Here is a 23,176-nt window from a genome sequence, read left to right as displayed (position 1 = left end):
ATCGAACCGCCCTTACTTCTTCTTGGTTTCCTTGAGCACGACCACCTCGTCCGAGTAACGGACGCCCTTGCCCTTGTAGGGTTCGGGAGCGCGGTATGCACGCACTTCGGCAGCGACCTGACCGACTTGCTGCTTGTCGATGCCTTTGATGACGATTTCCGTCTGCGTTGGCGTTTCCACCTTCACGCCCGCCGGCATCTGATGCACGACGGGATGCGAAAAACCGAGCGTCAGGTTGAGCTTGTCGCCCTGCGCCTGCGCACGATAACCGACGCCGACGAGGTTCAGCTTGCGCTCGAAACCCTTCGTCACCCCGGTGACCATGTTATTCACGAGCGCACGCACGGTACCCGACATCGCACGGCCGTTGGCGGCGCCGGCAACGGCCCCGAACACCAGCGCATCGCCTTCACGCTGCACGGACACGGAGTTGCCGATGTACTGCCTTGCGGTACCCAGCGGCCCCTTCACGGAGACTTCGCCAGCCGCAACGGTGACATCGACGCCCTGGGGGATTGCCACCGGATTCTTAGCTACACGAGACATGAGACCCCCTTAAGCGACGTAACAGATGACTTCGCCACCCACGCGTCCGGCACGTGCAGCACGGTCGGTCATGACGCCACGCGGCGTCGACACGATCGCAACACCGAGACCATTCAAGACACGCGGCAGATCATCACTGCCCTTGTAAACACGCAGACCAGGGCGGCTGACACGCTCGATACGCTCGATGACAGGACGGCCGGCGTAGTACTTCAGCACCACATCCAGCTGAGCCTTGCCTTCGGCATCGCGCACGGCGTAACCGTCGATGTAACCTTCATCCTGCAGGACCTTGGCAATCGCAACCTTCAGCTTGGAGCTGGGCATCGACACGCTCTGCTTCTGAGCCTGCTGACCATTGCGGATGCGGGTCAGCATATCGGCGATCGGATCGGACATACTCATTCGATAATCTCCTTACCAGCTCGCCTTGGTCATGCCCGGCACTTCACCGCGGAACGCGAGGTCACGCAGTTTGTTGCGGCACAGCCCGAACTTGCGGAACACGCCACGCGGACGACCCGTCAGGGCGCAGCGATTGCGCTCGCGAACGGGGCTTGCATTGCGCGGAAGCTGCTGCAGCTTCAGACGAGCAGCCATGCGCTCTTCTTCAGGCAACTTGAAATCGTTGATCTGAGCGATCAGCGCGGTACGCTTTGCGGCGAACTTCGCCACCAGCTTGCGACGCTTCTCTTCTCGATTGATCAGAGCCAGTTTTGCCATAACACCCTCAATTCTTGAACGGGAACTTGAACGCCGCGAGCAGAGCGCGAGCTTCCTGATCGGTTTTGGCCGTCGTCGTGATGCTGATGTTCATACCCCGCAGAGCATCGATCTTGTCGTACTCGATCTCGGGGAAAATGATCTGCTCTTTGACGCCCAGGTTGTAGTTGCCGCGACCGTCGAAACCCTTGCCGGCGATACCACGAAAGTCGCGGATACGCGGCATGGCGATCGTCACCAGACGATCCAGGAATTCGAACATCTTCTCGCCACGCAAGGTCACCATGCAGCCGATCGGATAACCGTCACGAATCTTGAAACCCGCGATCGACTTGCGCGCCTTGGTTACCACCGGCTTCTGACCCGCGATCTTCTGCATGTCACCAACCGCATGCTCGAGAATCTTCTTGTCGCCAACCGCTTCGCCGACACCCATGTTCAGCGTAATCTTCGTGATGCGAGGTACTTCCATCACGGATTTGTACCCGAACTGCTTCAGCAAATCGGGAGAAATCGTTTCCTTGTAGTACTGCTGCAAGCGCGCCATCACCACTCCTTACGCGTTCACCAGTTCGCCGTTCGACTTGAAGAATCGCGCCTTGCGACCATCCTCAAGCACACGAATACCCACGCGATCACCCTTCTGGGTGGCGGGATTGAACAGCGCAACGTTCGAAACGTGCAGCGGCATCTCTTTCTCGACGATGCCACCCACTTCCCCTTTGAGCGGATTCGGACGCACGTGCTTCTTCGCGCGATTCACACCCTCGACCACCAGGCGCTCCTCATCGACCCGACGCAGCACGACACCGCGACGACCGCGATCCTTGCCCGTCAGGACAACAACCTCATCACCCTTGCGGATCTTGTTCATCTCGATAACTCCTTAGAGCACTTCAGGCGCCAGCGAGACGATCTTCATGAACCGCTCGGTACGCAGCTCGCGCGTCACCGGCCCGAAGATACGCGTGCCGATCGGCTCGAGCTTGTTATTCAGCAGGACGGCCGCATTGCCATCAAACCTCACCAGCGAACCATCCGGACGACGGACGCCCTTCGCGGTACGCACCACAACGGCACTGTAGATGTCACCTTTCTTGACGCGACCCCTCGGCGCAGCATCTTTCACGGTCACCTTGATGATGTCGCCAATGCTCGCATAGCGACGCTTCGACCCACCAAGAACCTTGATGCACATCACCGAACGCGCGCCGGTATTGTCGGCGACGTCCAGAATGGACTGCATTTGAATCATGAATTTATCTCCAACTTGCCCCGCTACAGCGGTCAGTCTTGGAACCCGTACGGGTAGGGAGCCCCGAAGAGCGAAAAGCAAAGAAAGAAAATTATAACAGCTTGGCAGTGACCTGCCAAGCTGTCCACAGCAGTAGCCCGTACTCTGCTTAGATAACGCGCGCTTTCTCGAGCACCTTCGCGACGCGCCAGGACTTGGTCTTTGAAATCGGACGACATTCCTCGATTTCGACCAAGTCACCGGCGGCAGCGATGCCGCCCTCGACATGCGCATGGTACTTCGCCGAGCGCGTGATCACCTTACCGTACAACTCGTGCTTGACGCGACGCTCAACCAACACGGTGACCGTGTTCTGCATCTTGTCACTGACGACACGACCGACGAGGGCGCGACGCACCTTTTCGATTTGTTCGCTCATTTCTGCCCTGCCTTTTCACGCAGAACGGTGCGCGCACGCGCGATGTCGCGACGCACCTTCCCGAGTTGGCTCGTGTTGCTGAGCTGCTGCGTAGCAAGCTGCATGCGCAGCGAGAACTGCGCCTTCAGCAGCTCGAGCAATTCCTGATTCACTTCACCGACGCTCTTCGCGCGGAGTTCACTCGCTTTCATGATTACCCCAACAGACGGTGAACAAACACGGTCTCGAACGGCAGCTTCGCCGCAGCGAGGCGGAACGCCTCGCGCGCCAGGGCTTCATCGACACCATCCATTTCGTAAAGGACCTTGCCAGGCTGGATCTCGGCGACCCAATACTCCGGGTTACCCTTGCCGTTACCCATACGCACTTCGGCAGGCTTCTTCGAAATCGGCTTGTCCGGGAACACACGGATCCAGATGCGACCGCCACGCTTGATGTGACGGGTCATCGCACGGCGCGCTGCCTCGATCTGACGGGCAGTGAGACGACCGCGACTGATAGCCTTGAGACCGTACTCGCCGAAGCTCACCTTCGCACCGCGCGTAGCAACGCCGGTGTTGCGGCCCTTCTGCTCCTTACGATATTTCCTTCTGGTCGGCTGCAGCATCATTCACCCCTGCTTTCTTGCGCCGGCTTGGCCTGTCCTTCAGCCCCGCCCCGCCGAGCGGGACGGCGACCGGGACGACCCTCGCCACCTTCGGGACCACGCGGAGCCCCGCGACGGCCACGGCGAGCCTCGTTCTCGTTCTCGACGACGACCGGACGCTCATTGCGACCGAGCATCTCGCCCTTGTACACCCACACCTTGATACCGATGATGCCGTAGGTCGTGCTCGCCTCGGAAACACCGTAGTCGATGTCGGCACGCAGCGTGTGCAGCGGAACGCGCCCTTCGCGGTACCACTCGGTACGCGCGATTTCGGCCCCGTTCAGACGGCCCGCGCTCATGATCTTGATACCTTGCGCACCGAGGCGCATGGCGTTCTGCATCGCGCGCTTCATTGCGCGACGGAACATGATGCGCTTCTCGAGCTGCTGGGCGATCGAGTCCGCGATCAGCTTCGCGTCAACTTCCGGCTTGCGCACTTCCTCGATATTGACGTGCACCGGCACGCCCATGATCTTCTGGAGTTCGCGCTTGAGCAGTTCGATGTCTTCGCCTTTCTTTCCGATGACGACACCGGGACGCGCACTGAACAGCGTGATACGCGCGTTCTTGGCCGGACGTTCGATAATGATGCGACCGACCGAGGCGTGCGCAAGCTTCTTCTTCAGGAAGTCGCGAACCTTGATGTCCTCGTGCAGCATCTTGGAGTAGTCGCGGCTCGAAGCAAACCAGCGCGAACTCCAGTCACGTGTGACCGCGAGACGGAATCCGGTCGGATGAATTTTCTGACCCATAATTACCCCTTATTCCCCGACGGTCACGTAGACATGGCAGGTCGGCTTCAGGATGCGGTTGCCGCGCCCTTTTGCGCGCGCCGTGAACCGCTTCAGCGACGTACCTTCCTCGACGTAGATCGTCTTCACCTTGAGGGTGTCGATGTCTGCGCCATCGTTGTGTTCGGCGTTTGCGATCGCCGACTCGACGACCTTACGGATGATCTGGGCGCCCTTCTTCGGCGAGAAGGCAAGAATGTTCAGGGCCTGATCAACCGGCTTGCCCCGCACCTGGTCCGCAACCAGACGACCCTTTTGGGCCGACAGGCGAACACCGCGGAGGATTGCTTTGGTTTCCATGGTGACTCCTTACCTCTTCGCCTTCTTGCTCGCGGCGTGCCCCTTGAACGTACGGGTCAGCGCGAACTCGCCCAGCTTGTGGCCAACCATGTTCTCGGAGACGAACACCGGAACGTGCTGGCGGCCGTTATGCACCGCGATCGTGAGACCGACGAAGTCGGGCAGCACCGTCGAACGGCGCGACCACGTCTTGATCGGACGCTTGTCGTTGCTTACCCGCACGGCGTCGACCTTCTTCAGGAGGTGCGCGTCGACAAACGGGCCTTTTTTGATAGAACGTGCCATCTGTTACCCCTTAACGCTTGTGACGACGCTGCACGATCATGGTATCGGTGCGCTTGTTGCTGCGCGTACGATAACCCTTGGCCGGCTGACCCCACGGGCTGCGCGGAACGCCACCCTCGCCGGTGCGGCCTTCGCCGCCGCCGTGCGGGTGATCCACCGGGTTCATCGCCACACCGCGAACGGTCGGACGAATACCACGCCAGCGGTTGGCACCGGCCTTGCCGATCTTGCGCAGACCATGCTCCTCATTGCCCACCACGCCGATCGCGGCGCGGCACTCGACATGCACGCGGCGAACTTCGCCGGAACGCAGACGAACCTGGGCATACGCGCCTTCACGCGCAAGGAGCTGCACGGAGGTGCCGGCAGCGCGGGCGATCTGCGCCCCCTTGCCAGGCATCATCTCGACACAGTGGATCGTCGAACCAACCGGAATATTGCGGATCGGCAGGACGTTACCCGGCTTGATCGGGGCTTCAGCGCCGCTCATGACCTGGGCACCGACTTCCAGACCCTTCGGGGCGATGATGTACGCACGCTCGCCATCGGCGTAGCAGATGAGCGCGATGTTCGCCGAGCGGTTAGGGTCGTACTCGATACGCTCAACGCGCGCAACGATACCGTCCTTGTTGCGCCGAAAATCGACAAGACGGTAGTGCTGCTTGTGACCGCCGCCCTTGTGGCGGACGGTGATGTGGCCGTTGTTGTTACGGCCGGCATTCTGCGACTGCTTCTCGACGAGCGAGGCGAGCGGACGACCCTTGTAGAGATCCGCATTTACCACCTTGACCATCGCACGACGGCCGGCAGACGTAGGCTTGAGTTTTACCAATGCCATGACTATTACTCCCCGGCCGCGAAGTTGATTTCCTGGCCCGGCTTCAGGCACACGAACGCCTTCTTCCAGCCCTTGCGGCGACCGGTCATCTTGCCGAAGCGCTTGACCTTGCCCTTGACGTTCGCGATCTGGACCGACTTGACCTCGACCTTGAAGAGCAGCTCGACAGCGGCCTTGACTTCAGGCTTCGTAGCGCACGAGGCGACCTTAAACACGACTTGCTCGTTCTTGTCGGCGACAAACGTCGCCTTTTCGGAGATCTGGGGCGCGAGCAGCACCTGCATCAGACGCTCTTGGCTAAATCCGCTCATTGCCAGGCCTCCTCCATCTTGGCCAGCGCACCCTTGGTCACGATCACGCGATCGTAATGCACCAGGGCCACCGGATCCGTCTCGCTGACTTCAAGCACCAGCACCTTGTGCAGGTTACGCGACGACAGGAACAGGTTCTCGTCGAACTGATCCGTGATCACCAGCACGGAGTCCAGCCCCATGCCCTTCAGCTTCTGCGACAGAAGCTTGGTCTTCGGCGCCTCGACGCTGAAATTCTCGACCACCGCCAGACGGTCTTCACGCGCCAGCTGCGACAGGATCGACGCAACGCCCGCACGGTACATCTTGCGATTCAGCTTCTGGGAGAAGTTCTCTTCCGGCGAATTCGGGAAGATACGACCGCCGCCACGCCACAGCGGGCTCGACGCCATACCGGCACGAGCACGACCCGTACCCTTCTGGCGCCATGGCTTGCGGGTCGACTTCTGAACCTCGGAGCGACCCTTCTGCGCGCGATTGCCCGAACGTGCGTTGGCCATATAGGCAACGACGACCTGGTGGATCAGCGCCTCGTTGTAATCGCGCCCGAAGAGCGCATCAGAAGCCTGCAGCGTCGCCGCCTGCACGCCCTGATCGTTCAATACTTTAAGTTCCATCACGTCCTCGCTCAGCCACGGGCCTTGACGGCGGGACGGACGATAACATCGCCGCCCTTCGAACCAGGCACAGCCCCCTTGACCAGGAGCAACTGACGCTCGACATCAACGCGAACCACTTCGAGACTCTGCGTCGTGCGGGTCACATTGCCGTATTGGCCTGCCATACGCTTGCCCGGGAAAACGCGACCCGGATCCTGCGCCATACCAATCGAACCCGGAGCGTTATGCGACACCGAGTTACCGTGCGACGCACGGTTCGACGAGAAATTGTGACGTTTGATGACGCCCGAAAAACCCTTACCGATCGACGTACCGGTCACATCGACCTTCTGACCGACGGCAAAGAGTTCCACGCTGATCACGTCGCCGGCCTTCAGGCCAGCCAGCTGCGCCGGCTCGACAGTGAATTCGCGGAGGGTATGACCGGCTTCGACGCCAGCCTTGGCGAGATGCCCGGCGAGCGCCTTATTGACGCGACTCGCACGGCGCTTGCCAAAAGCCACCTGAACGGCGGCATAACCGTCGCTTTCAGGCGTCTTGACTTGGGTAACGCGGTTATTGGCAACGTCAAGCACCGTCACCGGGACGCTACGACCGTCCTCGGCGAAAATGCGAGTCATGCCAACCTTGCGTCCTACAAGGCCTAGACTCATTTTTTTCTCCTGATCCCCGGTTACGATTGACCGGGCCCTATCACATGAATTGCGCAAAAAGACGCAAAGGCCGGATTATACCGGCCTTTTTTCAAACTCCGCAAGCGCGGAAGACTTACTGCAGCTTGATCTCGACGTCTACGCCAGCAGGCAGATCCAGCTTCATCAGCGCGTCGACCGTCTTGTCGGTCGGATCGATGATGTCCATCAGACGCTGATGGGTACGGATCTCGAACTGGTCGCGCGACGTCTTGTTGACGTGAGGCGAACGCAGAAGGTCGAAGCGCTCGATCCGGGTCGGCAGCGGGACGGGGCCGCGAACGACGGCACCGGTGCGTTTGGCGGTATCGACGATTTCGAGAGCCGACTGATCGATCAGACGGTAGTCGAAAGCCTTCAGGCGGATACGGATCTTCTGGTTTTGCATGTTGCAGTCCTTAAAAGAGCAGAAACCCCGGGGCAACAACCCCGGGGGAATTTAACGAGGCAATTACTCGATGATCTTGGCGACGACGCCGGCGCCAACGGTGCGACCGCCTTCGCGGATCGCGAAACGCAGACCTTCTTCCATGGCGATCGGGGCCAGCAGCTTGACCGTGATCGACACATTGTCGCCCGGCATGACCATCTCGGTGCCTTCCGGCAGCACGATCGAACCGGTCACGTCGGTGGTACGGAAGTAGAACTGCGGACGGTAGTTGTTGAAGAACGGGGTATGACGGCCACCCTCTTCCTTCGACAGCACGTACACTTCGCCCGTGAAGTGGGTGTGCGGCTTGATCGAGCCCGGCTTGCACAGGACCTGACCACGCTCGACGTCTTCACGCTTGGTGCCGCGCAGCAGCACGCCGACGTTGTCGCCTGCCTGGCGACAAAAAGCGCCGGTGCAGATGGTCTTGACCGTGGGCTTGATGCCGACAATCTCGACTTCCTCGCCGACCTTGACGATGCCGCGCTCGACACGACCGGTCACGACGGTGCCGCGACCCGAGATCGAGAACACGTCTTCGATCGGCAGCAGAAAAGGCTTGTCGATGGCACGCTCGGGCGTCGGGATGTAGCTGTCGAGCGCCTCGGCCAGCTTCATGATGGCGCCTTCGCCCAGGTCACCCTTGTCGCCTTCGATCGCCTTCAGCGCCGAACCCTTGACGATGGGGATGTCGTCGCCCGGGAAGTCGTACTTCGACAGCAGCTCGCGCACTTCCATCTCGACGAGCTCAAGCAGCTCCTCGTCGTCGACCATGTCGCACTTGTTCATGAACACGATGATGTACGGCACGCCGACCTGACGGGCAAGCAGGATGTGCTCGCGCGTCTGCGGCATCGGGCCGTCAGCAGCCGACACGACCAGGATCGCGCCGTCCATCTGCGCGGCGCCGGTGATCATGTTCTTCACATAGTCGGCGTGGCCCGGGCAGTCGACGTGGGCGTAGTGACGGGCCGCCGTTTCGTACTCGACGTGCGCGGTGTTGATCGTGATGCCGCGCGCCTTCTCTTCGGGCGCCGCGTCGATCTGGTCGTAGGCCTTCGCCTCGCCGCCGAACTTCGACGACAGGATCGTCGTGATCGCTGCGGTCAGGGTCGTCTTGCCATGGTCAACGTGGCCGATCGTCCCAACGTTTACGTGCGGTTTCGTCCGCTCAAACTTGCCTTTAGCCATAGTGAGAATCCTCGCTTGAGTTCTGTTACTTGCTACGATTGCTGATCACTGCCTCCGCAACGCTCTTCGGCGCTTCGGAGTAGTGCTTGAATTCCATCGAATACGTGGCGCGCCCCTGCGACAGCGAACGCAGCTGCGTCGCATAGCCGAACATTTCGGCCAGCGGAACCTCAGCCTTCACTTCCTTCATGCCGCCGGGCAGGTCGTCCATACCCTGGACGATGCCGCGACGCCCGGACAGGTCACCCATGACGTTGCCCATGTAGTCTTCGGGCGTCTCCACGACCACCGCCATCATCGGCTCAAGCAGAACCGGGCTGGCCTTGCGCATCGCGTCCTTGAACGCCATCGACGCAGCCATCTTGAACGCGTTCTCGTTCGAATCGACGTCGTGGTAGGAACCGTCGAACAGCGTGACCTTCACGTCGACAACCGGGAAGCCTGCAAGCACACCGTTCGGCAGCGTCTCCTGCAGACCCTTGTCGACCGCGGGGATGTACTCGCGCGGCACCGTGCCGCCCTTGATCGCATCGACGAATTCGTAGCCCTTGCCCGCCTCGTTCGGCTCGAGCTTGATCCACACGTGACCGAACTGACCGCGACCACCGGACTGCTTGACGAACTTGCCTTCCTGCTCGACGGCCTTGCGGATCGCCTCACGATAGGCAACCTGCGGCGCGCCGACGTTCGCCTCGACGTTGAACTCGCGCTTCATGCGGTCGACGATGATCTCGAGGTGGAGTTCGCCCATGCCCGAGATGATCGTCTGACCCGATTCCTCGTCGGTACGCACACGGAAGGACGGATCCTCGGCAGCCAGACGGCTCAGCGCGATACCCATCTTTTCCTGGTCGCTCTTCGTCTTCGGCTCGACCGCGACGTGGATCACGGGTTCCGGGAAGACCATGCGCTCGAGGATGATCGGCGCGCTCGGATCGCACAGCGTCTCGCCCGTCGTCACTTCCTTGAGGCCCACGCACGCAGCGATATCGCCGGCGAGAACTTCCTTGATTTCGTGACGCTCGTTGGCGTGCATCTGCAGGATGCGGCCAATGCGCTCCTTCTTGCCCTTGACCGAGTTCAGCACAGTCTCGCCCGACTGCAGGACGCCGGAATACACGCGCACGAAGGTCAGCTGACCAACAAACGGGTCCGTCATCAGCTTGAAGGCCAGCGCCGAAAACTTTTCGGAATCATCCGCCCTGCGAACGACCGGCTTCTCGTCATCATCGGTACCCGCGACCGGCGGGATGTCCACCGGAGAGGGAAGCAACTCGATGACCGCGTCGAGCATGCGCTGGACGCCCTTGTTCTTGAACGCCGTGCCGCACAACATCGGCTGGATTTCGCAGGCGATCGTGCGCTGGCGCAGCCCGGCGTTGATCTTCTCGACCGACAGATCGCCGTTCTCGAGGTACTCGTTCATGAGCTCCTCGCTGGCCTCGGCCGCCGCTTCGAGCATCTTCTCGCGCCACTCCAGCGCATCCGCCTGGAGCTCCGCGGGGATGTCGCGATACTCGAACTTCATGCCCTGGCTGGCTTCGTCCCAGTAGATCGCCTTCATGCGGACAAGATCGACGACACCGACGAACGCATCCTCAGCTCCGATCGGGATCACGATGGGCACCGGATTTGCCTTCAGGCGGGTACGCATCTGCTCGTACACCTTGAAGAAGTTGGCGCCCTGGCGGTCCATCTTGTTCACGAACGCGAGACGCGGCACCTTGTACTTGGTCGCCTGACGCCACACGGTCTCCGACTGCGGCTGAACGCCACCGACCGCGCAATAAACCATGCACGCACCGTCAAGGACGCGCATCGAGCGCTCGACCTCGATCGTGAAATCCACGTGTCCCGGGGTGTCGATGATGTTGAAGCGATGCTCGGGGAACGACAGGTCCATACCCTTCCAGAAGCAGGTCGTCGCAGCCGAGGTGATGGTGATACCCCGCTCCTGCTCCTGCTCCATCCAGTCCATGGTCGCAGCGCCATCATGAACTTCACCGATCTTGTGGTTCACACCGGTGTAGAAAAGAATGCGCTCGGTCGTCGTTGTCTTGCCGGCGTCGATGTGAGCGGAGATACCGATATTGCGGTAGCGCTCAATGGGAGTCTTGCGAGCCACGGTTTACCCTGCCTTCCAGAATTCGCGCCAGGCGCGAAAGTCCAAGTGTCTTGTTACAAAACAATCGAGCCCTTGCCAGGGCCCGATTTACCGCTGCCTGAAACTGCTTAGAAGCGGTAGTGCGAGAACGCCTTGTTCGCCTCGGCCATGCGGTGCACTTCTTCGCGCTTCTTCATCGCGGCACCACGGCCTTCAGCGGCCTCGAGGAGCTCACCGGCGAGGCGCTGGGCCATCGACTTCTCGGCACGCTTGCGGGCAGCTTCACGCAGCCAGCGCATCGACAGCGCCATGCGGCGCGACGGACGCACTTCGACCGGAACCTGGTAGTTGGCACCACCAACGCGGCGGCTCTTGACTTCAACCACCGGCTTGACGTTCGCGACTGCAGAGGAAAAGACCTCCAGCGGGTCTTTCCCGGCCTTGCCGGAGATGTGCTCGAACGCACCATAGACGATGCGCTCAGCAACCGACTTCTTGCCGGACTGCATGATCACGTTGATGAACTTGGAAACGTCCTGCGAGCCGAACTTCGGATCCGGCAGGATTTCACGCTTGGGTACTTCGCGACGACGGGGCATGGCAACCTCTAGCTATTTCTGAATGCCGACAATTAGGATTTCTTCGGACGCTTGGCGCCGTACTTCGAGCGCGACTGCTTACGATCCTTGACGCCCTGCAGGTCGAGCGAACCGCGCACGATGTGATAACGCACACCCGGCAAGTCCTTCACACGACCACCGCGAATCAGGACCACCGAGTGCTCCTGGAGGTTGTGACCTTCGCCACCGATATACGAGATCACCTCGAAGCCGTTGGTCAGGCGAACCTTCGCAACCTTACGCAGCGCGGAGTTCGGCTTCTTCGGCGTAGTGGTGTAGACCCGGGTGCAAACGCCGCGTTTCTGCGGACAAGCATCGAGCGCCGGCACTTTGCTCTTGACGACTGCAAGTTGCCGGGGCTTGCGGACGAGCTGATTAATTGTTGGCATAGCTTGAGAATTTTCCATTATACCGGGGCAGCCCCAAAGGCCGCCCCGGGCGGTTGATTCCGGCAGAGGCTGACTACGATTGGTCAGTCCACAAAAAGAGGCCGGATGTTATCCCGACAAGCCGGCAAAAGTCAACCGGCCTGCACATCTTGCGAGACGCCGTCGGGCACTTCCGACGGTTGTTCCTGCATCGCCGCCCACGCATGCTCGGCTGCGAGATCCTCGCCCGCCGACTGCGCACGGCGGTTGCGGTGGTACGCCATGCCGGTACCGGCGGGAATGAGCCGGCCGACAATGACGTTTTCCTTGAGCCCGCGCAGTTCGTCGCGCTTGCCCATGATGGCCGCTTCGGTCAGCACGCGCGTGGTTTCCTGGAAGGAAGCCGCGGAGATGAACGAGTCGGTGGACAGCGATGCCTTCGTGATACCCAGCAGGACGTTCTGGTACTGGGCCGACAACTTGCCTTCGCCATCGATGCGGTCGTTCTCGTCGAGGACTTCGGAACGTTCGACCTGTTCCTCGCGGATGAACTTGGAATCGCCGGAGTCCATGATGACGACGCGGCGCAGCATCTGGCGGACGATCACCTCGATGTGCTTGTCGTTGATCTTGACGCCCTGCAAACGATACACGTCCTGGACTTCGTCGATGATGTAGCGGGCCAGCGCCTCGATGCCCTGCAGACGCAGGATGTCGTGCGGATCGGCCGGACCGTCGACGATCAGCTCGCCCTTGTTGACGACCTGTCCGTCGTGCACCATCACGTGCTTGTCCTTCGGGATCAGGAACTCGTGCGCCGTGCCGTCGGCTTCGGTGATCACCAGACGCTGCTTGCCCTTGGTGTCCTTGCCGAACGAAACGGTACCGGTGTACTCCGCGAGCACGCCTGCGTCCTTCGGCGGACGGGCTTCGAAGAGTTCCGCGACACGCGGCAGACCGCCGGTAATGTCGCGGGTCTTTGCGGATTCCTGGGGAATGCGCGCGAGGATGTCGCCGACGCCGATGATCTGGCCGTCCTTGACGGTAATCAGCGAGCCCACCTGGAAGGTGATCGCCACCGAGTGGTCGGTACCGGCGATCTTCACCTCCTCGCCGTTCTCGTCAAGGAGCTTCACCTGCGGGCGAACACCCTTCGACGACGAACCCGACGTGCGGCGCTTGCCATCGATGACAACCAACGTCGACAGACCGGTCACTTCGTCGATCTGCTTCGCGACGGTGACGCCTTCCTCGACGTTCTCGAATTTCACGGTACCGGCATATTCCGTCACGATCGGACGAGTATGCGGATCCCAGGTCGCGAGCATGACACCGGCCTTGATCGCGGCGCCGTCGTCGACCAGCAGGGTCGCGCCGTACGGCAGTTTGTGACGCTCACGCTCACGACCCATGTCGTCAGCGACGACGATCTCCGCCGAACGCGCGATGATGACTTTCTCGCCCTTCACGTTAGAGACGTAACGCATATTGCCGGCGAAGCGGATGGTACCGGCCGACTTCGACTCGACACCGCTCGCTGCGGCCGCTCGGGATGCGGCACCACCGACGTGGAAGGTACGCATCGTCAGCTGGGTGCCAGGCTCGCCGATCGACTGCGCGGCGATGACGCCGACGGCTTCGCCGACGTTGACCATGTTGCCGCGACCGAGGTCGCGCCCGTAGCACTTGCCACACAGGCCGTAGCGCGTCGCGCAGGTCAGCGCGGTGCGGACCTTCACTTCGTCGATGCCCAGCCTTTCGATCAGATCGACGGCATTTTCGTCGAGCAGCGTGCCGGCCTCGAATACCGTTTCCTGGGAGTCCGGGTTGACGACGTCTTCGGCACAGACACGGCCGAGGATACGCTCGCGCAGCGCCTCGATGACTTCACCGCCCTCGATGAGCGCCTTCATCACGAAGCCGTCGCGCGTGCCGCAGTCGTCTTCGGTCACGACCAGATCCTGGGTCACATCGACCAGACGGCGGGTCAGGTAACCGGAGTTCGCGGTCTTCAACGCGGTATCTGCTAGACCCTTACGGGCACCGTGGGTCGAGATGAAGTACTGCAGAACGTTCAGGCCTTCGCGGAAGTTCGTCGTGATCGGCGTCTCGATGATGGAGCCGTCCGGCTTCGCCATCAGGCCGCGCATGCCGGCGAGCTGGCGGATCTGGGCGGCGGAACCTCGCGCACCGGAGTCGGCCATCATGTAGATGGAGTTGAACGACTCCTGCTTGACGTTCTCGCCCTTGCGGTTGACGACGTCCTCCTGGCCGAGCTGGTCCATCATCGCCTTGGCGACCTGGTCACCGGCACGACCCCAGATATCGACGACCTTGTTATAACGTTCGCCGTCCGTCACGAGGCCGGACGTGTACTGGCGGGCAATCTCCTTGACCTCCTGCTCGGCCGCGTGGATTAGCGAGTCCTTCAGGGTCGGGACGAGCATGTCCTTCACGGCGATCGAGATGCCGGCGCGCGTTGCGAGACGGAAGCCGAACTGCATCAGCTTGTCCGCGAAAACGACCGTCTCCTTGAGACCGCAACGACGGAACGAGGCGTTGATCAGCCTGGAGATTTCCTTCTTCTTCAGCGGCTTGTCGATCACGCTGAAGGGCAGCCCCGGCGGCAGAATCTCCGACAGCATCGCGCGCCCCGCCGTCGTGTTGTAGCGGGTGATCTTCTCGCGGCGCTCGCCGTCTGCCCCGACCTCGATTTCCTTCAGGCGGACCGACACCCGGGCATGCAGCGACAGCTGCTTGGACTCGTAGGCGCGCTTGAGTTCGCCGACGTCCGCCAGTGCCATGCCCTCGCCAAGCACGTTCACGCCTTCGCGCGTCGCGTAGTACAGGCCGAGAACGATATCCTGCGACGGGACGATGATCGGCTCGCCGTTGGCGGGCGAGAGCACGTTATTCGACGCCAGCATCAGCGTGCGCGCTTCCATCTGCGCCTCGAGGGACAGCGGCACGTGGACGGCCATCTGGTCACCGTCGAAGTCGGCGTTGAACGCGACACAGACTAGCGGGTGCAGCTGGATCGCCTTGCCTTCGATCAGCACGGGCTCAAAGGCCTGGATACCAAGACGGTGCAGCGTCGGCGCACGGTTCAGCATGACCGGATGCTCGCGGATCACCTCTTCGAGGATGTCCCACACCACCGGCTCCTGGCTCTCGACCATTTTCTTCGCCTGCTTGATGGTCGTAGCCAGCCCCATCAGCTCGAGCTTGTTGAAGATGAAAGGCTTGAACAGCTCGAGCGCCATCAGCTTGGGCAGGCCGCACTGGTGCAGCTTGAGCTGCGGACCGACCACGATGACCGAACGGCCCGAGTAGTCGACGCGCTTGCCCAGCAGGTTCTGACGGAAACGGCCGCCCTTGCCCTTGATCATGTCGGCCAGCGACTTGAGCGGACGCTTGTTCGCACCGGTCATCGCCTTGCCGCGGCGGCCGTTGTCGAGCAGTGAGTCGACAGCTTCCTGCAGCATGCGCTTCTCGTTGCGCACGATGATTTCGGGCGCCTTGAGCTCGAGCAGACGCTTCAGACGGTTGTTCCGGTTGATGACGCGGCGATACAGGTCGTTGAGGTCGGAGGTCGCGAAGCGGCCACCGTCCAGCGGCACCAGCGGACGCAGGTCCGGCGGCAGCACAGGCAGGACCTCAAGGATCATCCACTCGGGCTTGATGCCGGACTGCTGGAAGGCCTCGAGCACCTTCAGGCGCTTCGAGAACTTCTTGATCTTGGCTTCCGAGTTGGTCGTCTCAAGATCGCCCCGCAGCTTCTCGATCTCGAGCTGCACATCGAGCGTGCGCAGGAGGCCGCGGATACCCTCGGCGCCCATCAGCGCGTCGAACTCGTCACCGTACTCTTCGACCTTTGCGAGGTAGTCGTCCTCGGTGAGCAGCTGGGCGCGGTTGAGCGGGGTCATGCCGGGCTCGACCACCACGAATGCTTCGAAATACAGCACGCGCTCGATGTCGCGCAGGGTCATGTCGAGCACCATGCCGAGGCGGCTCGGCAGGCTCTTCAGGAACCAGATGTGCGCGGTCGGGCTCGCGAGTTCGATGTGCGCCATGCGTTCGCGGCGCACCTTCGACAGGGTCACCTCGACGCCGCACTTCTCGCAGATCACGCCGCGGTGCTTGAGGCGCTTGTACTTGCCGCACAGGCACTCGTAGTCCTTGACCGGCCCGAAGATCTTGGCGCAGAACAGGCCGTCACGCTCGGGCTTGAACGTACGATAGTTGATGGTCTCGGGCTTCTTGACCTCACCGTACGACCACGAGCGGATCTTGTCCGGCGATGCGAGGCCGATCGTGATCGCGTCGAACTGGTCTTCGTTCGGCAGGGTTTGCTTGAACAGGTCAGCGAGCAGGCTTTTCATAAATCACTCCGTCCGGGTTGCTTCGTGGGCATTCACCCGGTTCAGTACGTGTCCAGATCGATGTCGATCGCGAGCGAGCGGATTTCCTTCACCAGCACGTTGAAGGACTCGGGCATGCCGGCGTCGATCTTGTGCTCGCCCTTGACGATGCTTTCGTACACCTTGGTACGACCGGTCACGTCGTCGGACTTCACGGTGAGCATTTCCTGCAGCGTGTAGGCCGCGCCGTAGGCTTCGAGTGCCCACACTTCCATTTCGCCGAAACGCTGGCCGCCGAACTGCGCCTTGCCGCCCAGCGGCTGCTGGGTGACGAGGGAGTACGGGCCGGTCGAGCGCGCGTGCATCTTGTCGTCGACCAGGTGGTGCAGCTTCAGCACGTGCTTGTAGCCGACCGTGACCTTGCGGTCGAAGGCCTCGCCGGTACGGCCGTCGAAGAGCGTGACCTGTCCGCCGGGCTCGATCCCGGCCAGGGCGAACATGGCCTCGATCTCCTCTTCCTTCGCACCATCGAACACCGGCGTAGCAAACGGAACGCCCTTGCTCAGGTTCGAAGCAAGCTCGACGACTTCCTTGTCGTTGAGGCTGGCGATGTCCTCGGGATGACCCTTCGTGTTGTAGATCTGCTCGAGCAGGTCGCGGATCTCCGCCGCTGCAGTGTTCGCGCGGACCATCTGTCCGATCCGGTTGCCGAGCGCCTTCGCCGCCCAGCCGAGGTGGGTCTCGAGGATCTGGCCGATGTTCATCCGCGACGGCACGCCCAACGGGTTCAGCACGATATCCACCGGAGTACCGTCGGCCATGTGCGGCATGTCCTCGACCGGAACGATGCGCGACACGACACCCTTGTTACCGTGACGGCCCGCCATCTTGTCGCCGGGCTGCAGGCGACGCTTCACGGCGAGGTAGACCTTGACCATCTTCTGAACGCCCGGGGGCAGTTCGTCGCCCTGGGTGAGCTTCTTCTTCTTGATCTCGAAGGCCTGCTCGAAGTCCTTGCGGGTCTTCTCCAGACCCTCGCGGACTGCCTCGAGCTGGGTCGCCAGTTCCTCGTCCGCCATACGGATGTCGAACCAGTGGTAGAACTCCAGCGAGTCGAGGTATTCGGCGTTGATCTCGGCGCCCTTCGCGAGCTTCTTCGGTCCGCCATTGGCCTTCTGGCCGGTGATCAGGCGGCGGATACGTGCGAACGCATCGCGCTCGACGATACGCATCTGGTCGGCGAGGTCGGTCTTGAAGCTGCGCAGCATGTCGTCGATGATCGACTGGGCGCGCTTGTCGCGCTCGATGCCTTCGCGGGTGAACACCTGCACGTCGATGACGGTGCCGTTCATGCCCGAAGGTACGCGCAGCGAGGTGTCCTTGACGTCGGACGCCTTCTCGCCAAAGATCGCGCGCAGCAGCTTTTCTTCCGGAGTGAGCTGGGTCTCGCCCTTCGGCGTGACCTTGCCGACGAGCACGTCGCCGGCGTCGACTTCGGCGCCGATGTACACGATGCCCGACTCGTCGAGTCGCGACAGCTGGGCCTCGCCCAGGGACGCGATGTCGCGGGTGATTTCCTCGGGCCCGAGCTTGGTGTCACGCGCGACGACCGTGAGTTCCTCGATGTGGATCGAGGTGAAGCGGTCCTCGGCGACGACGCGCTCGGAGATGAGGATCGAGTCCTCGAAGTTGTAACCGTTCCACGTCATGTACGCGACCAGCATGTTCTGGCCCAGTGCGAGCTCGCCGAGGTCGGTCGAGGCACCGTCGGCGATCACGTCGCCCTTGCCGATGAGGTCGCCGACCTTGACGATCGGACGCTGGTTGATGTTCGTGTTCTGATTCGAACGCGTGTACTTGATCATGTTGTAGATGTCGACGCCGACTTCGCCCGCGAGGGTCTCGTCGTCGTTGACACGCACCACGATCCGGTTCGCGTCGACATAGTCGACCATGCCGCCGCGCATTGCCTGCACGGCCGTGCCCGAGTCCACCGCGACGGTGCGCTCGATGCCGGTGCCGACCAGCGGCTTTTCCGGGCGCAGGCAGGGAACCGCCTGACGCTGCATGTTCGCGCCCATCAGCGCGCGGTTCGCGTCGTCATGCTCGAGGAACGGAATCAGCGAAGCGGCAACCGAGACGATCTGGCCCGGCGCAACGTCCATGTACTGGACCTGATCCGACGTCGCGAGCGTGAATTCGCCCTTGTGGCGGCACGAAACCAGGTCGCCGCGGAGGATGCCGTCGTCACCGACGTCCGCGTTCGCCTGCGCGATCACGTACTGACCTTCCTCGATCGCGGAGAGGAAATCGATCTGGTTAGTGATCTTTCCGTCGGAGACCTTGCGGTACGGCGTCTCGAGGAAGCCGTGGCGGTTGGTCCGCGCATACACGGCCAGCGAGTTGATCAGGCCGATGTTCGGACCTTCCGGCGTCTCGATCGGACACACGCGGCCGTAGTGCGTCGGATGCACGTCGCGCACCTCGAAGCCGGCGCGCTCGCGCGTCAGACCGCCCGGGCCGAGGGCCGAGACGCGGCGCTTGTGCGTGATCTCGGACAGCGGGTTGGTCTGGTCCATGAACTGCGACAACTGGCTGGAACCGAAGAACTCCTTGATCGCAGCCGAAATCGGCTTCGCATTGATCAGGTCGTGCGGCATCAGGTTGTCGGACTCGGCCTGCGACAGGCGCTCCTTGACTGCGCGCTCGACGCGCACGAGACCGGCACGGAACTGGTTCTCGGCGAGCTCGCCGACCGAGCGCACGCGGCGGTTGCCGAGGTGGTCGATGTCGTCGATCTCGCCGCGGCCGTTGCGCAGTTCGACCAGCACGCTCATCACGGCGAGGATGTCCTCGTTCGAGAGGGTCGCGGGCCCTTCCTCACCGCGGGCGCCGACGACTTCGTAGAAACGCTTGAGCCAGCCCGGCGCCTTGTCCTCGATCTTCTCGGGATACGCGCGGCGGTTGAACTTCATGCGGCCGACCGACGACAGGTCGTAGCGCTCTTCCGAGTAGAAGAGCCCCTGGAACAGCGCCTCGACGGCCTCCTCGGTGGGGGGCTCGCCCGGGCGCATCATGCGGTAGATCGCGACGCGCGCGGCCCACTGGTCGGCCGTCTCGTCGATACGCAGCGTTTGCGAAATGTAAGGACCGCGATCGAGGTCATTGACGTACAGGGTCTGCAGGTCCTTGACACCGGCGTCATGCAGCTTGCCGAGCAGATCCTCGGTGATCTCGTCGTTGGCGCGCGCGATCAGCTCACCGGTTTCGGGGTCGACGACGTTGCGGGCAACGATGCGACCGAGGATGAAATCGTCGGGCACGACCATGCTCTTGAGGCCGGCCTGCTCGAGTTCGCGGATGTGTTTCGCCGTGATGCGCTTGTCGCGCGCGACAATGACCTTGCCGTCACCATCGATGATGTCGAACCTGGCGACATCGCCACGCAGGCGATCCGGAACCAGCTCGAAGGCGAGTTCTTGCCCCCTGAAATGGAAGGTGTCGAAGTCGTGGAAGGTCTCGAGGATCTGCTCCGGCGTCATGCCGATGGCGCGCAGCAGGATCGTCGCGGGCATCTTGCGACGGCGGTCGACCCGGAAGAACAGGCAGTCCTTCGGATCGAATTCGAAGTCGAGCCAGGAACCGCGGTAAGGGATGATCCGTGCCGAGAACAGAAGCTTGCCCGACGAGTGGGTCTTGCCACGGTCGTGCTCGAAGAACACGCCCGGCGAACGGTGGAGCTGCGACACGATGACGCGCTCGGTACCGTTGATGACAAACGAGCCGGTGGAGGTCATGAGCGGAATCTCGCCCATGTACACTTCCTGCTCCTTGACTTCCTTCACCGTCTCCTTCGGCGCGTCGCGGTCGAGGATCACCAGGCGCACCCGGGCGCGCAGCGGCGACGCGAAGGTCAGGCCGCGCTGCTGGCATTCCTTCACGTCGAACGCCGGTTCGCCGAGCATGTACTGGACGAATTCCAGGCGCGCATTGCCGCTGTGGCTCACGATCGGGAAAATCGACGTGAAGGCGGCCTGCAGCCCTTGGTTAAGGCGGGTCAAGGGCGGCGTTTCAGCCTGCAGGAACGAGGCGAACGACTCGATCTGGGTGGCGAGGAGGAAAGGTACGTTCAGCACCGCCGCGCGCTTGGCGAAGCTCTTGCGGATACGTTTCTTTTCGGTGTAGGAATACGCCATGGATGCTCCGGGTAGAGGTCGGACGTCAAAGAGACAGAACACAGCGCCCCGAGGAGAACGGGCCAGGCGATAGGCTTGTGGACACCATATCTCGCGCTGGGTTCTGACTTCTTGGATTTACAAAGCACGAAAGGGCTGGCGCCCGGATGAGCGCCAGCCCCGAAAGACAACTCGGTATTACTTGATCTCGACCTTCGCGCCAGCGTCTTCGAGTTGCTTCTTGATCGCCTCGGCGTCGGCCTTCGGAGCCGCTTCCTTGACGGTCTTGGGCGCGCCATCGACCAGGTCCTTCGCTTCCTTCAGGCCCAGGCCCGTGGCAGCGCGGACGACCTTGATCACTTCGACCTTCTTCTCGCCGGCGGCAAGCAGAACGACGTCGAATTCGGTCTTCTCTTCAACGACCGCAGCGGCAGCGCCGCCAGCCGGAGCAGCAACCGCCATCGCGGCAGCGGAAACGCCGAACTTCTCTTCGAACGCCTTCACGAGGTCGTTCAGTTCCATAACGGTCATCGAGCCAACGGCTTCGAGGATGTCTTCTTTGCTGATAGCCATGTCAAATCACTCCTAAATCGAAACTTTTTCGGAAAACGGTCAGGCAGCTGCCTCTTCCTCGCGCTTCTTGGCGAGGGCGGCCATCGCGCAAGCGAAGCCGGAAACCGGCGCCTGCATGACGCCCAGCAGCGTGGCGAGCAACTCTTCGCGGCTCGGGATCGACGCCAGCGCCTGCACGCCGGCCTTGTCGAGCGTCTTGCCCGCATAGGAACCGGCCTTGAGCACCAACTTGTCGTTGCCCTTGGCGAAGTCGTTCAGCACCTTGGCTGCGGAAACCGGATCTTCCGAAATGCCATAGATCAGCGGACCAGTCAGCTGATCCGACAACCCGGCGAACGGGGTTTCGGCGATCGCACGGCGCACCAGGGTATTCTTCAGCACACGCAGGTACACGCCAGCTTCGCGGGCCTTCGCACGCAGCACAGTGAGGTCACCCACTTCAATGCCGCGATACTCGGCCACCGCGATGGTCTGAGCGTTGGCCACCTGTGCCGACACCTCTGCCACTACGGCTTTCTTGTCATCAAGATTGAGACCCACAGGTCTTTCCTCCTTTCAAGTCCACACGCGAACCACACTTCACGGTTCGCACCCACGGCGACCTGGATCAGGAGCGCGACCGACGAATCGGCCAAAATCCTGTTCTGGGCACACCGTCTGCGCAGGCCATCCGTGGATGCTTAAACGGTCGCCGGAGCGACCGCACCTGCGGTCTTTGACGATCCGCTCCGCACTTGCGCGCGGAGCGTCCCAAAGTTCGTTATGCAGCCCGATCAGGCCGCGGTGATGCTCGACGGTTCGACGCGTACACCGGAACCCATGGTGCTCGACACGGCGACGCGACGCAGATAGACGCCCTTCGCGGCAGCGGGCTTAGCCTTCTGCAGCGCTTCGACGAGCGCGCCGAGGTTCTGCTGCAGCGACTCGACCGAGAACGAGGCACGGCCGATCGTGGCGTGCACAATGCCGGCCTTGTCGGTGCGGTACTGGACCTGACCGGCCTTGGCGTTCTTGACGGCGGTGGTGACGTCCATGGTCACGGTGCCGACCTTCGGGTTCGGCATCAGGCCGCGCGGACCGAGGATCTGGCCCAGCTGACCGACGACGCGCATGGCGTCCGGCGTGGCGATGCAAAGGTCGAAGTCGATGTTGCCGGCCTTGACCTGCTCGGCGAGATCGTCGAAACCGACGACGTCGGCGCCGGCGGCGCGGGCGGCTTCAGCCTTGTCGCCCTGGGCGAACACGGCCACGCGCACGCTCTTGCCGGTACCGGCCGGGAGCACGACGGAGCCGCGCACGACCTGGTCGGACTTGCGTGCATCCACGCCGAGATTCACGGCGATATCGACCGACTCGTCGAACTTGGCAGTCGCGCATTCCTTCACCAGCGCGAGAGCCTCGGCGATGGGGTAGACGCGGTTGCGGTCAACCTTGGCGCGCAGCGCCTGAACTCGTTTCGAAAGCTTCGCCATGATCAGAGACCCTCCACCGTGATGCCCATGCTGCGCGCGGAACCGGCAATGGTACGCACGGCGGCATCCATGTTCGCAGCGGTCAGGTCAGGCATCTTGGCCTTGGCGATCTCTTCGACCTGAGCGCGCGTGATCGAACCGACCTTGTCGGTGTGCGGCTTAGCCGAACCGGACTTGATGCCGGCAGCCTTCTTGATGAGGACCGTCGCAGGCGGGGTCTTCATGATGAAGGTGAAGCTCTTGTCGGCGTAAGCCGTGATCACCACGGGAATCGGCAGACCGGGCTCCATGCCCTGAGTCTTGGCGTTGAACGCCTTGCAGAATTCCATGATGTTCAGGCCGCGCTGACCGAGCGCCGGGCCGATCGGGGGACTGGGGTTGGCTTTACCAGCTGGCACTTGCAGCTTGATATAGCCGATGATCTTCTTTGCCATCGCGGCTAGCTCCTAGTATG

The 23,176-nt window shown here is 62.0% G+C and carries 27 protein-coding genes; all 27 read right to left on the bottom strand.

Features of this window, described 5'->3' with window-relative positions:
• Positions 1 to 12: 12 nt before the first annotated feature.
• On the bottom strand, positions 13 to 546 hold the full coding sequence (gene rplF, locus F464_RS0100685) for a 50S ribosomal protein L6 (protein WP_026295630.1): 534 nt from the start codon (positions 544 to 546) through the stop codon (positions 13 to 15).
• 9 nt (positions 547 to 555) lie between these two features.
• Positions 556 to 951 (bottom strand): 30S ribosomal protein S8, encoded by a 396-nt coding sequence (gene rpsH, locus F464_RS0100680; protein ID WP_018987836.1) that lies wholly within the window; start codon positions 949 to 951, stop codon positions 556 to 558.
• Between the two features lie 12 nt (positions 952 to 963).
• The gene (gene rpsN, locus F464_RS0100675; RefSeq protein ID WP_018987835.1) at positions 964 to 1,269 is read right to left on the bottom strand and encodes a 30S ribosomal protein S14; all 306 of its coding nucleotides are present in this window, start codon (positions 1,267 to 1,269) and stop codon (positions 964 to 966) included.
• A 7-nt stretch (positions 1,270 to 1,276) separates the two neighbouring features.
• Positions 1,277 to 1,816, bottom strand: a complete 540-nt coding sequence (rplE, locus tag F464_RS0100670; RefSeq protein WP_018987834.1) for a 50S ribosomal protein L5 — start codon at positions 1,814 to 1,816, stop codon at positions 1,277 to 1,279.
• 9 nt (positions 1,817 to 1,825) lie between these two features.
• A complete protein-coding gene (gene rplX, locus F464_RS0100665) occupies positions 1,826 to 2,143 on the bottom strand; it encodes a 50S ribosomal protein L24 (protein WP_018987833.1) in 318 nt (105 codons plus the stop codon).
• Between the two features lie 12 nt (positions 2,144 to 2,155).
• Positions 2,156 to 2,524, bottom strand: a complete 369-nt coding sequence (rplN, locus tag F464_RS0100660; RefSeq protein WP_018987832.1) for a 50S ribosomal protein L14 — start codon at positions 2,522 to 2,524, stop codon at positions 2,156 to 2,158.
• Positions 2,525 to 2,672: 148 nt separating this feature from the next.
• Positions 2,673 to 2,942, bottom strand: coding sequence for a 30S ribosomal protein S17 (rpsQ, locus tag F464_RS0100655; RefSeq protein ID WP_018987831.1), 270 nt, complete (start codon positions 2,940 to 2,942; stop codon positions 2,673 to 2,675).
• The gene (rpmC, locus tag F464_RS0100650) at positions 2,939 to 3,133 is read right to left on the bottom strand and encodes a 50S ribosomal protein L29 (protein ID WP_018987830.1); all 195 of its coding nucleotides are present in this window, start codon (positions 3,131 to 3,133) and stop codon (positions 2,939 to 2,941) included. Before rpmC ends, rpsQ begins: the two co-directional genes overlap by 4 nt.
• A 2-nt stretch (positions 3,134 to 3,135) precedes the next feature.
• Positions 3,136 to 3,549, bottom strand: coding sequence for a 50S ribosomal protein L16 (rplP, locus tag F464_RS0100645; RefSeq protein WP_026295629.1), 414 nt, complete (start codon positions 3,547 to 3,549; stop codon positions 3,136 to 3,138).
• Entirely contained in the window at positions 3,549 to 4,343 is a 795-nt protein-coding gene (rpsC, locus tag F464_RS0100640; protein ID WP_018987828.1) for a 30S ribosomal protein S3, read from the bottom strand. The genes rplP and rpsC overlap by 1 nt, the downstream gene beginning before the upstream one ends.
• A gap of 9 nt (positions 4,344 to 4,352) precedes the next feature.
• Complete coding sequence (gene rplV / locus F464_RS0100635; protein WP_018987827.1) at positions 4,353 to 4,682, bottom strand: 50S ribosomal protein L22; 330 nt, start codon at positions 4,680 to 4,682, stop codon at positions 4,353 to 4,355.
• Between the two features lie 9 nt (positions 4,683 to 4,691).
• Positions 4,692 to 4,967, bottom strand: a complete 276-nt coding sequence (gene rpsS / locus F464_RS0100630) for a 30S ribosomal protein S19 (RefSeq protein WP_018987826.1) — start codon at positions 4,965 to 4,967, stop codon at positions 4,692 to 4,694.
• A gap of 10 nt (positions 4,968 to 4,977) precedes the next feature.
• A complete protein-coding gene (gene rplB, locus F464_RS0100625; RefSeq protein WP_018987825.1) occupies positions 4,978 to 5,805 on the bottom strand; it encodes a 50S ribosomal protein L2 in 828 nt (275 codons plus the stop codon).
• A 5-nt stretch (positions 5,806 to 5,810) separates the two neighbouring features.
• Entirely contained in the window at positions 5,811 to 6,116 is a 306-nt protein-coding gene (rplW, locus tag F464_RS0100620) for a 50S ribosomal protein L23 (protein ID WP_026295628.1), read from the bottom strand.
• On the bottom strand, positions 6,113 to 6,733 hold the full coding sequence (gene rplD / locus F464_RS0100615) for a 50S ribosomal protein L4 (protein ID WP_026295627.1): 621 nt from the start codon (positions 6,731 to 6,733) through the stop codon (positions 6,113 to 6,115). Before rplD ends, rplW begins: the two co-directional genes overlap by 4 nt.
• Before the next feature lie 11 nt (positions 6,734 to 6,744).
• Positions 6,745 to 7,389 (bottom strand): 50S ribosomal protein L3, encoded by a 645-nt coding sequence (gene rplC / locus F464_RS0100610; RefSeq protein ID WP_018987822.1) that lies wholly within the window; start codon positions 7,387 to 7,389, stop codon positions 6,745 to 6,747.
• Between the two features lie 115 nt (positions 7,390 to 7,504).
• A complete protein-coding gene (gene rpsJ / locus F464_RS0100605; RefSeq protein WP_018987821.1) occupies positions 7,505 to 7,816 on the bottom strand; it encodes a 30S ribosomal protein S10 in 312 nt (103 codons plus the stop codon).
• Positions 7,817 to 7,879: 63 nt separating this feature from the next.
• Positions 7,880 to 9,049 (bottom strand): elongation factor Tu, encoded by a 1,170-nt coding sequence (gene tuf, locus F464_RS0100600; protein ID WP_018987820.1) that lies wholly within the window; start codon positions 9,047 to 9,049, stop codon positions 7,880 to 7,882.
• 25 nt (positions 9,050 to 9,074) lie between these two features.
• Positions 9,075 to 11,174: an elongation factor G gene (gene fusA, locus F464_RS0100595; RefSeq protein ID WP_018987819.1), complete on the bottom strand. Its 2,100-nt coding sequence runs from the start codon at positions 11,172 to 11,174 to the stop codon at positions 9,075 to 9,077.
• A gap of 107 nt (positions 11,175 to 11,281) precedes the next feature.
• Positions 11,282 to 11,752, bottom strand: coding sequence for a 30S ribosomal protein S7 (rpsG, locus tag F464_RS0100590; protein WP_018987818.1), 471 nt, complete (start codon positions 11,750 to 11,752; stop codon positions 11,282 to 11,284).
• Positions 11,753 to 11,784: 32 nt separating this feature from the next.
• Entirely contained in the window at positions 11,785 to 12,162 is a 378-nt protein-coding gene (rpsL, locus tag F464_RS0100585; RefSeq protein WP_018987817.1) for a 30S ribosomal protein S12, read from the bottom strand.
• 131 nt (positions 12,163 to 12,293) lie between these two features.
• The gene (rpoC, locus tag F464_RS0100580; protein WP_018987816.1) at positions 12,294 to 16,523 is read right to left on the bottom strand and encodes a DNA-directed RNA polymerase subunit beta'; all 4,230 of its coding nucleotides are present in this window, start codon (positions 16,521 to 16,523) and stop codon (positions 12,294 to 12,296) included.
• A 41-nt stretch (positions 16,524 to 16,564) separates the two neighbouring features.
• Complete coding sequence (rpoB, locus tag F464_RS0100575; protein ID WP_018987815.1) at positions 16,565 to 20,698, bottom strand: DNA-directed RNA polymerase subunit beta; 4,134 nt, start codon at positions 20,696 to 20,698, stop codon at positions 16,565 to 16,567.
• A 177-nt stretch (positions 20,699 to 20,875) separates the two neighbouring features.
• Positions 20,876 to 21,250 carry a 50S ribosomal protein L7/L12 gene (rplL, locus tag F464_RS0100570; protein WP_018987814.1) on the bottom strand — a complete coding sequence of 125 codons (375 nt, stop codon included), beginning with the start codon at positions 21,248 to 21,250 and terminating at the stop codon, positions 20,876 to 20,878.
• Positions 21,251 to 21,289: 39 nt separating this feature from the next.
• Positions 21,290 to 21,790 carry a 50S ribosomal protein L10 gene (rplJ, locus tag F464_RS0100565; RefSeq protein WP_018987813.1) on the bottom strand — a complete coding sequence of 167 codons (501 nt, stop codon included), beginning with the start codon at positions 21,788 to 21,790 and terminating at the stop codon, positions 21,290 to 21,292.
• A gap of 233 nt (positions 21,791 to 22,023) precedes the next feature.
• Positions 22,024 to 22,722 carry a 50S ribosomal protein L1 gene (gene rplA / locus F464_RS0100560; protein WP_018987812.1) on the bottom strand — a complete coding sequence of 233 codons (699 nt, stop codon included), beginning with the start codon at positions 22,720 to 22,722 and terminating at the stop codon, positions 22,024 to 22,026.
• 2 nt (positions 22,723 to 22,724) lie between these two features.
• Positions 22,725 to 23,156 (bottom strand): 50S ribosomal protein L11, encoded by a 432-nt coding sequence (rplK, locus tag F464_RS0100555; protein ID WP_018987811.1) that lies wholly within the window; start codon positions 23,154 to 23,156, stop codon positions 22,725 to 22,727.
• Positions 23,157 to 23,176 lie beyond the last annotated feature (20 nt).

This window comes from Aromatoleum toluclasticum ATCC 700605 (assembly GCF_000378245.1).
In the GTDB taxonomy this organism is placed as follows: Bacteria; Pseudomonadota; Gammaproteobacteria; order Burkholderiales; family Rhodocyclaceae; genus Aromatoleum; species Aromatoleum toluclasticum.
The sequence above is the reverse complement of the archived record's forward strand: the minus strand, read 5'-3'. Positions and strand labels throughout refer to the sequence as shown.

Bases quoted from the DNA above. Each gene is read 5' to 3' on its own strand.
- rpsN (WP_018987835.1), bottom strand. From the start codon at position 1,269: ATGGCAAAACTGGCTCTGATCAATCGAGAAGAGAAGCGTCGCAAGCTG.
- rplD (WP_026295627.1), bottom strand. From the start codon at position 6,733: ATGGAACTTAAAGTATTGAACGATCAGGGCGTGCAGGCGGCGACGCTG.
- rpoB (WP_018987815.1), bottom strand. From the start codon at position 20,698: ATGGCGTATTCCTACACCGAAAAGAAACGTATCCGCAAGAGCTTCGCC.
- rplK (WP_018987811.1), bottom strand. From the start codon at position 23,156: ATGGCAAAGAAGATCATCGGCTATATCAAGCTGCAAGTGCCAGCTGGT.
- rplV (WP_018987827.1), bottom strand. From the start codon at position 4,682: ATGGAAACCAAAGCAATCCTCCGCGGTGTTCGCCTGTCGGCCCAAAAG.
- rpsS (WP_018987826.1), bottom strand. From the start codon at position 4,967: ATGGCACGTTCTATCAAAAAAGGCCCGTTTGTCGACGCGCACCTCCTG.
- rpsC (WP_018987828.1), bottom strand. From the start codon at position 4,343: ATGGGTCAGAAAATTCATCCGACCGGATTCCGTCTCGCGGTCACACGT.
- rplB (WP_018987825.1), bottom strand. From the start codon at position 5,805: ATGGCATTGGTAAAACTCAAGCCTACGTCTGCCGGCCGTCGTGCGATG.
- rplL (WP_018987814.1), bottom strand. From the start codon at position 21,250: ATGGCTATCAGCAAAGAAGACATCCTCGAAGCCGTTGGCTCGATGACC.
- rpsQ (WP_018987831.1), bottom strand. From the start codon at position 2,942: ATGAGCGAACAAATCGAAAAGGTGCGTCGCGCCCTCGTCGGTCGTGTC.
- rplC (WP_018987822.1), bottom strand. From the start codon at position 7,389: ATGAGTCTAGGCCTTGTAGGACGCAAGGTTGGCATGACTCGCATTTTC.
- rpsJ (WP_018987821.1), bottom strand. From the start codon at position 7,816: ATGCAAAACCAGAAGATCCGTATCCGCCTGAAGGCTTTCGACTACCGT.
- rplF (WP_026295630.1), bottom strand. From the start codon at position 546: ATGTCTCGTGTAGCTAAGAATCCGGTGGCAATCCCCCAGGGCGTCGAT.
- rplP (WP_026295629.1), bottom strand. From the start codon at position 3,549: ATGCTGCAGCCGACCAGAAGGAAATATCGTAAGGAGCAGAAGGGCCGC.
- rpsG (WP_018987818.1), bottom strand. From the start codon at position 11,752: ATGCCCCGTCGTCGCGAAGTACCCAAGCGTGAAATCCTGCCGGATCCG.
- rplA (WP_018987812.1), bottom strand. From the start codon at position 22,722: ATGGCGAAGCTTTCGAAACGAGTTCAGGCGCTGCGCGCCAAGGTTGAC.
- rplX (WP_018987833.1), bottom strand. From the start codon at position 2,143: ATGAACAAGATCCGCAAGGGTGATGAGGTTGTTGTCCTGACGGGCAAG.
- rpsL (WP_018987817.1), bottom strand. From the start codon at position 12,162: ATGCCAACAATTAATCAGCTCGTCCGCAAGCCCCGGCAACTTGCAGTC.
- rplW (WP_026295628.1), bottom strand. From the start codon at position 6,116: ATGAGCGGATTTAGCCAAGAGCGTCTGATGCAGGTGCTGCTCGCGCCC.
- rpoC (WP_018987816.1), bottom strand. From the start codon at position 16,523: ATGAAAAGCCTGCTCGCTGACCTGTTCAAGCAAACCCTGCCGAACGAA.
- rplN (WP_018987832.1), bottom strand. From the start codon at position 2,524: ATGATTCAAATGCAGTCCATTCTGGACGTCGCCGACAATACCGGCGCG.
- rpsH (WP_018987836.1), bottom strand. From the start codon at position 951: ATGAGTATGTCCGATCCGATCGCCGATATGCTGACCCGCATCCGCAAT.
- tuf (WP_018987820.1), bottom strand. From the start codon at position 9,049: ATGGCTAAAGGCAAGTTTGAGCGGACGAAACCGCACGTAAACGTTGGG.
- rplE (WP_018987834.1), bottom strand. From the start codon at position 1,816: ATGGCGCGCTTGCAGCAGTACTACAAGGAAACGATTTCTCCCGATTTG.
- rpmC (WP_018987830.1), bottom strand. From the start codon at position 3,133: ATGAAAGCGAGTGAACTCCGCGCGAAGAGCGTCGGTGAAGTGAATCAG.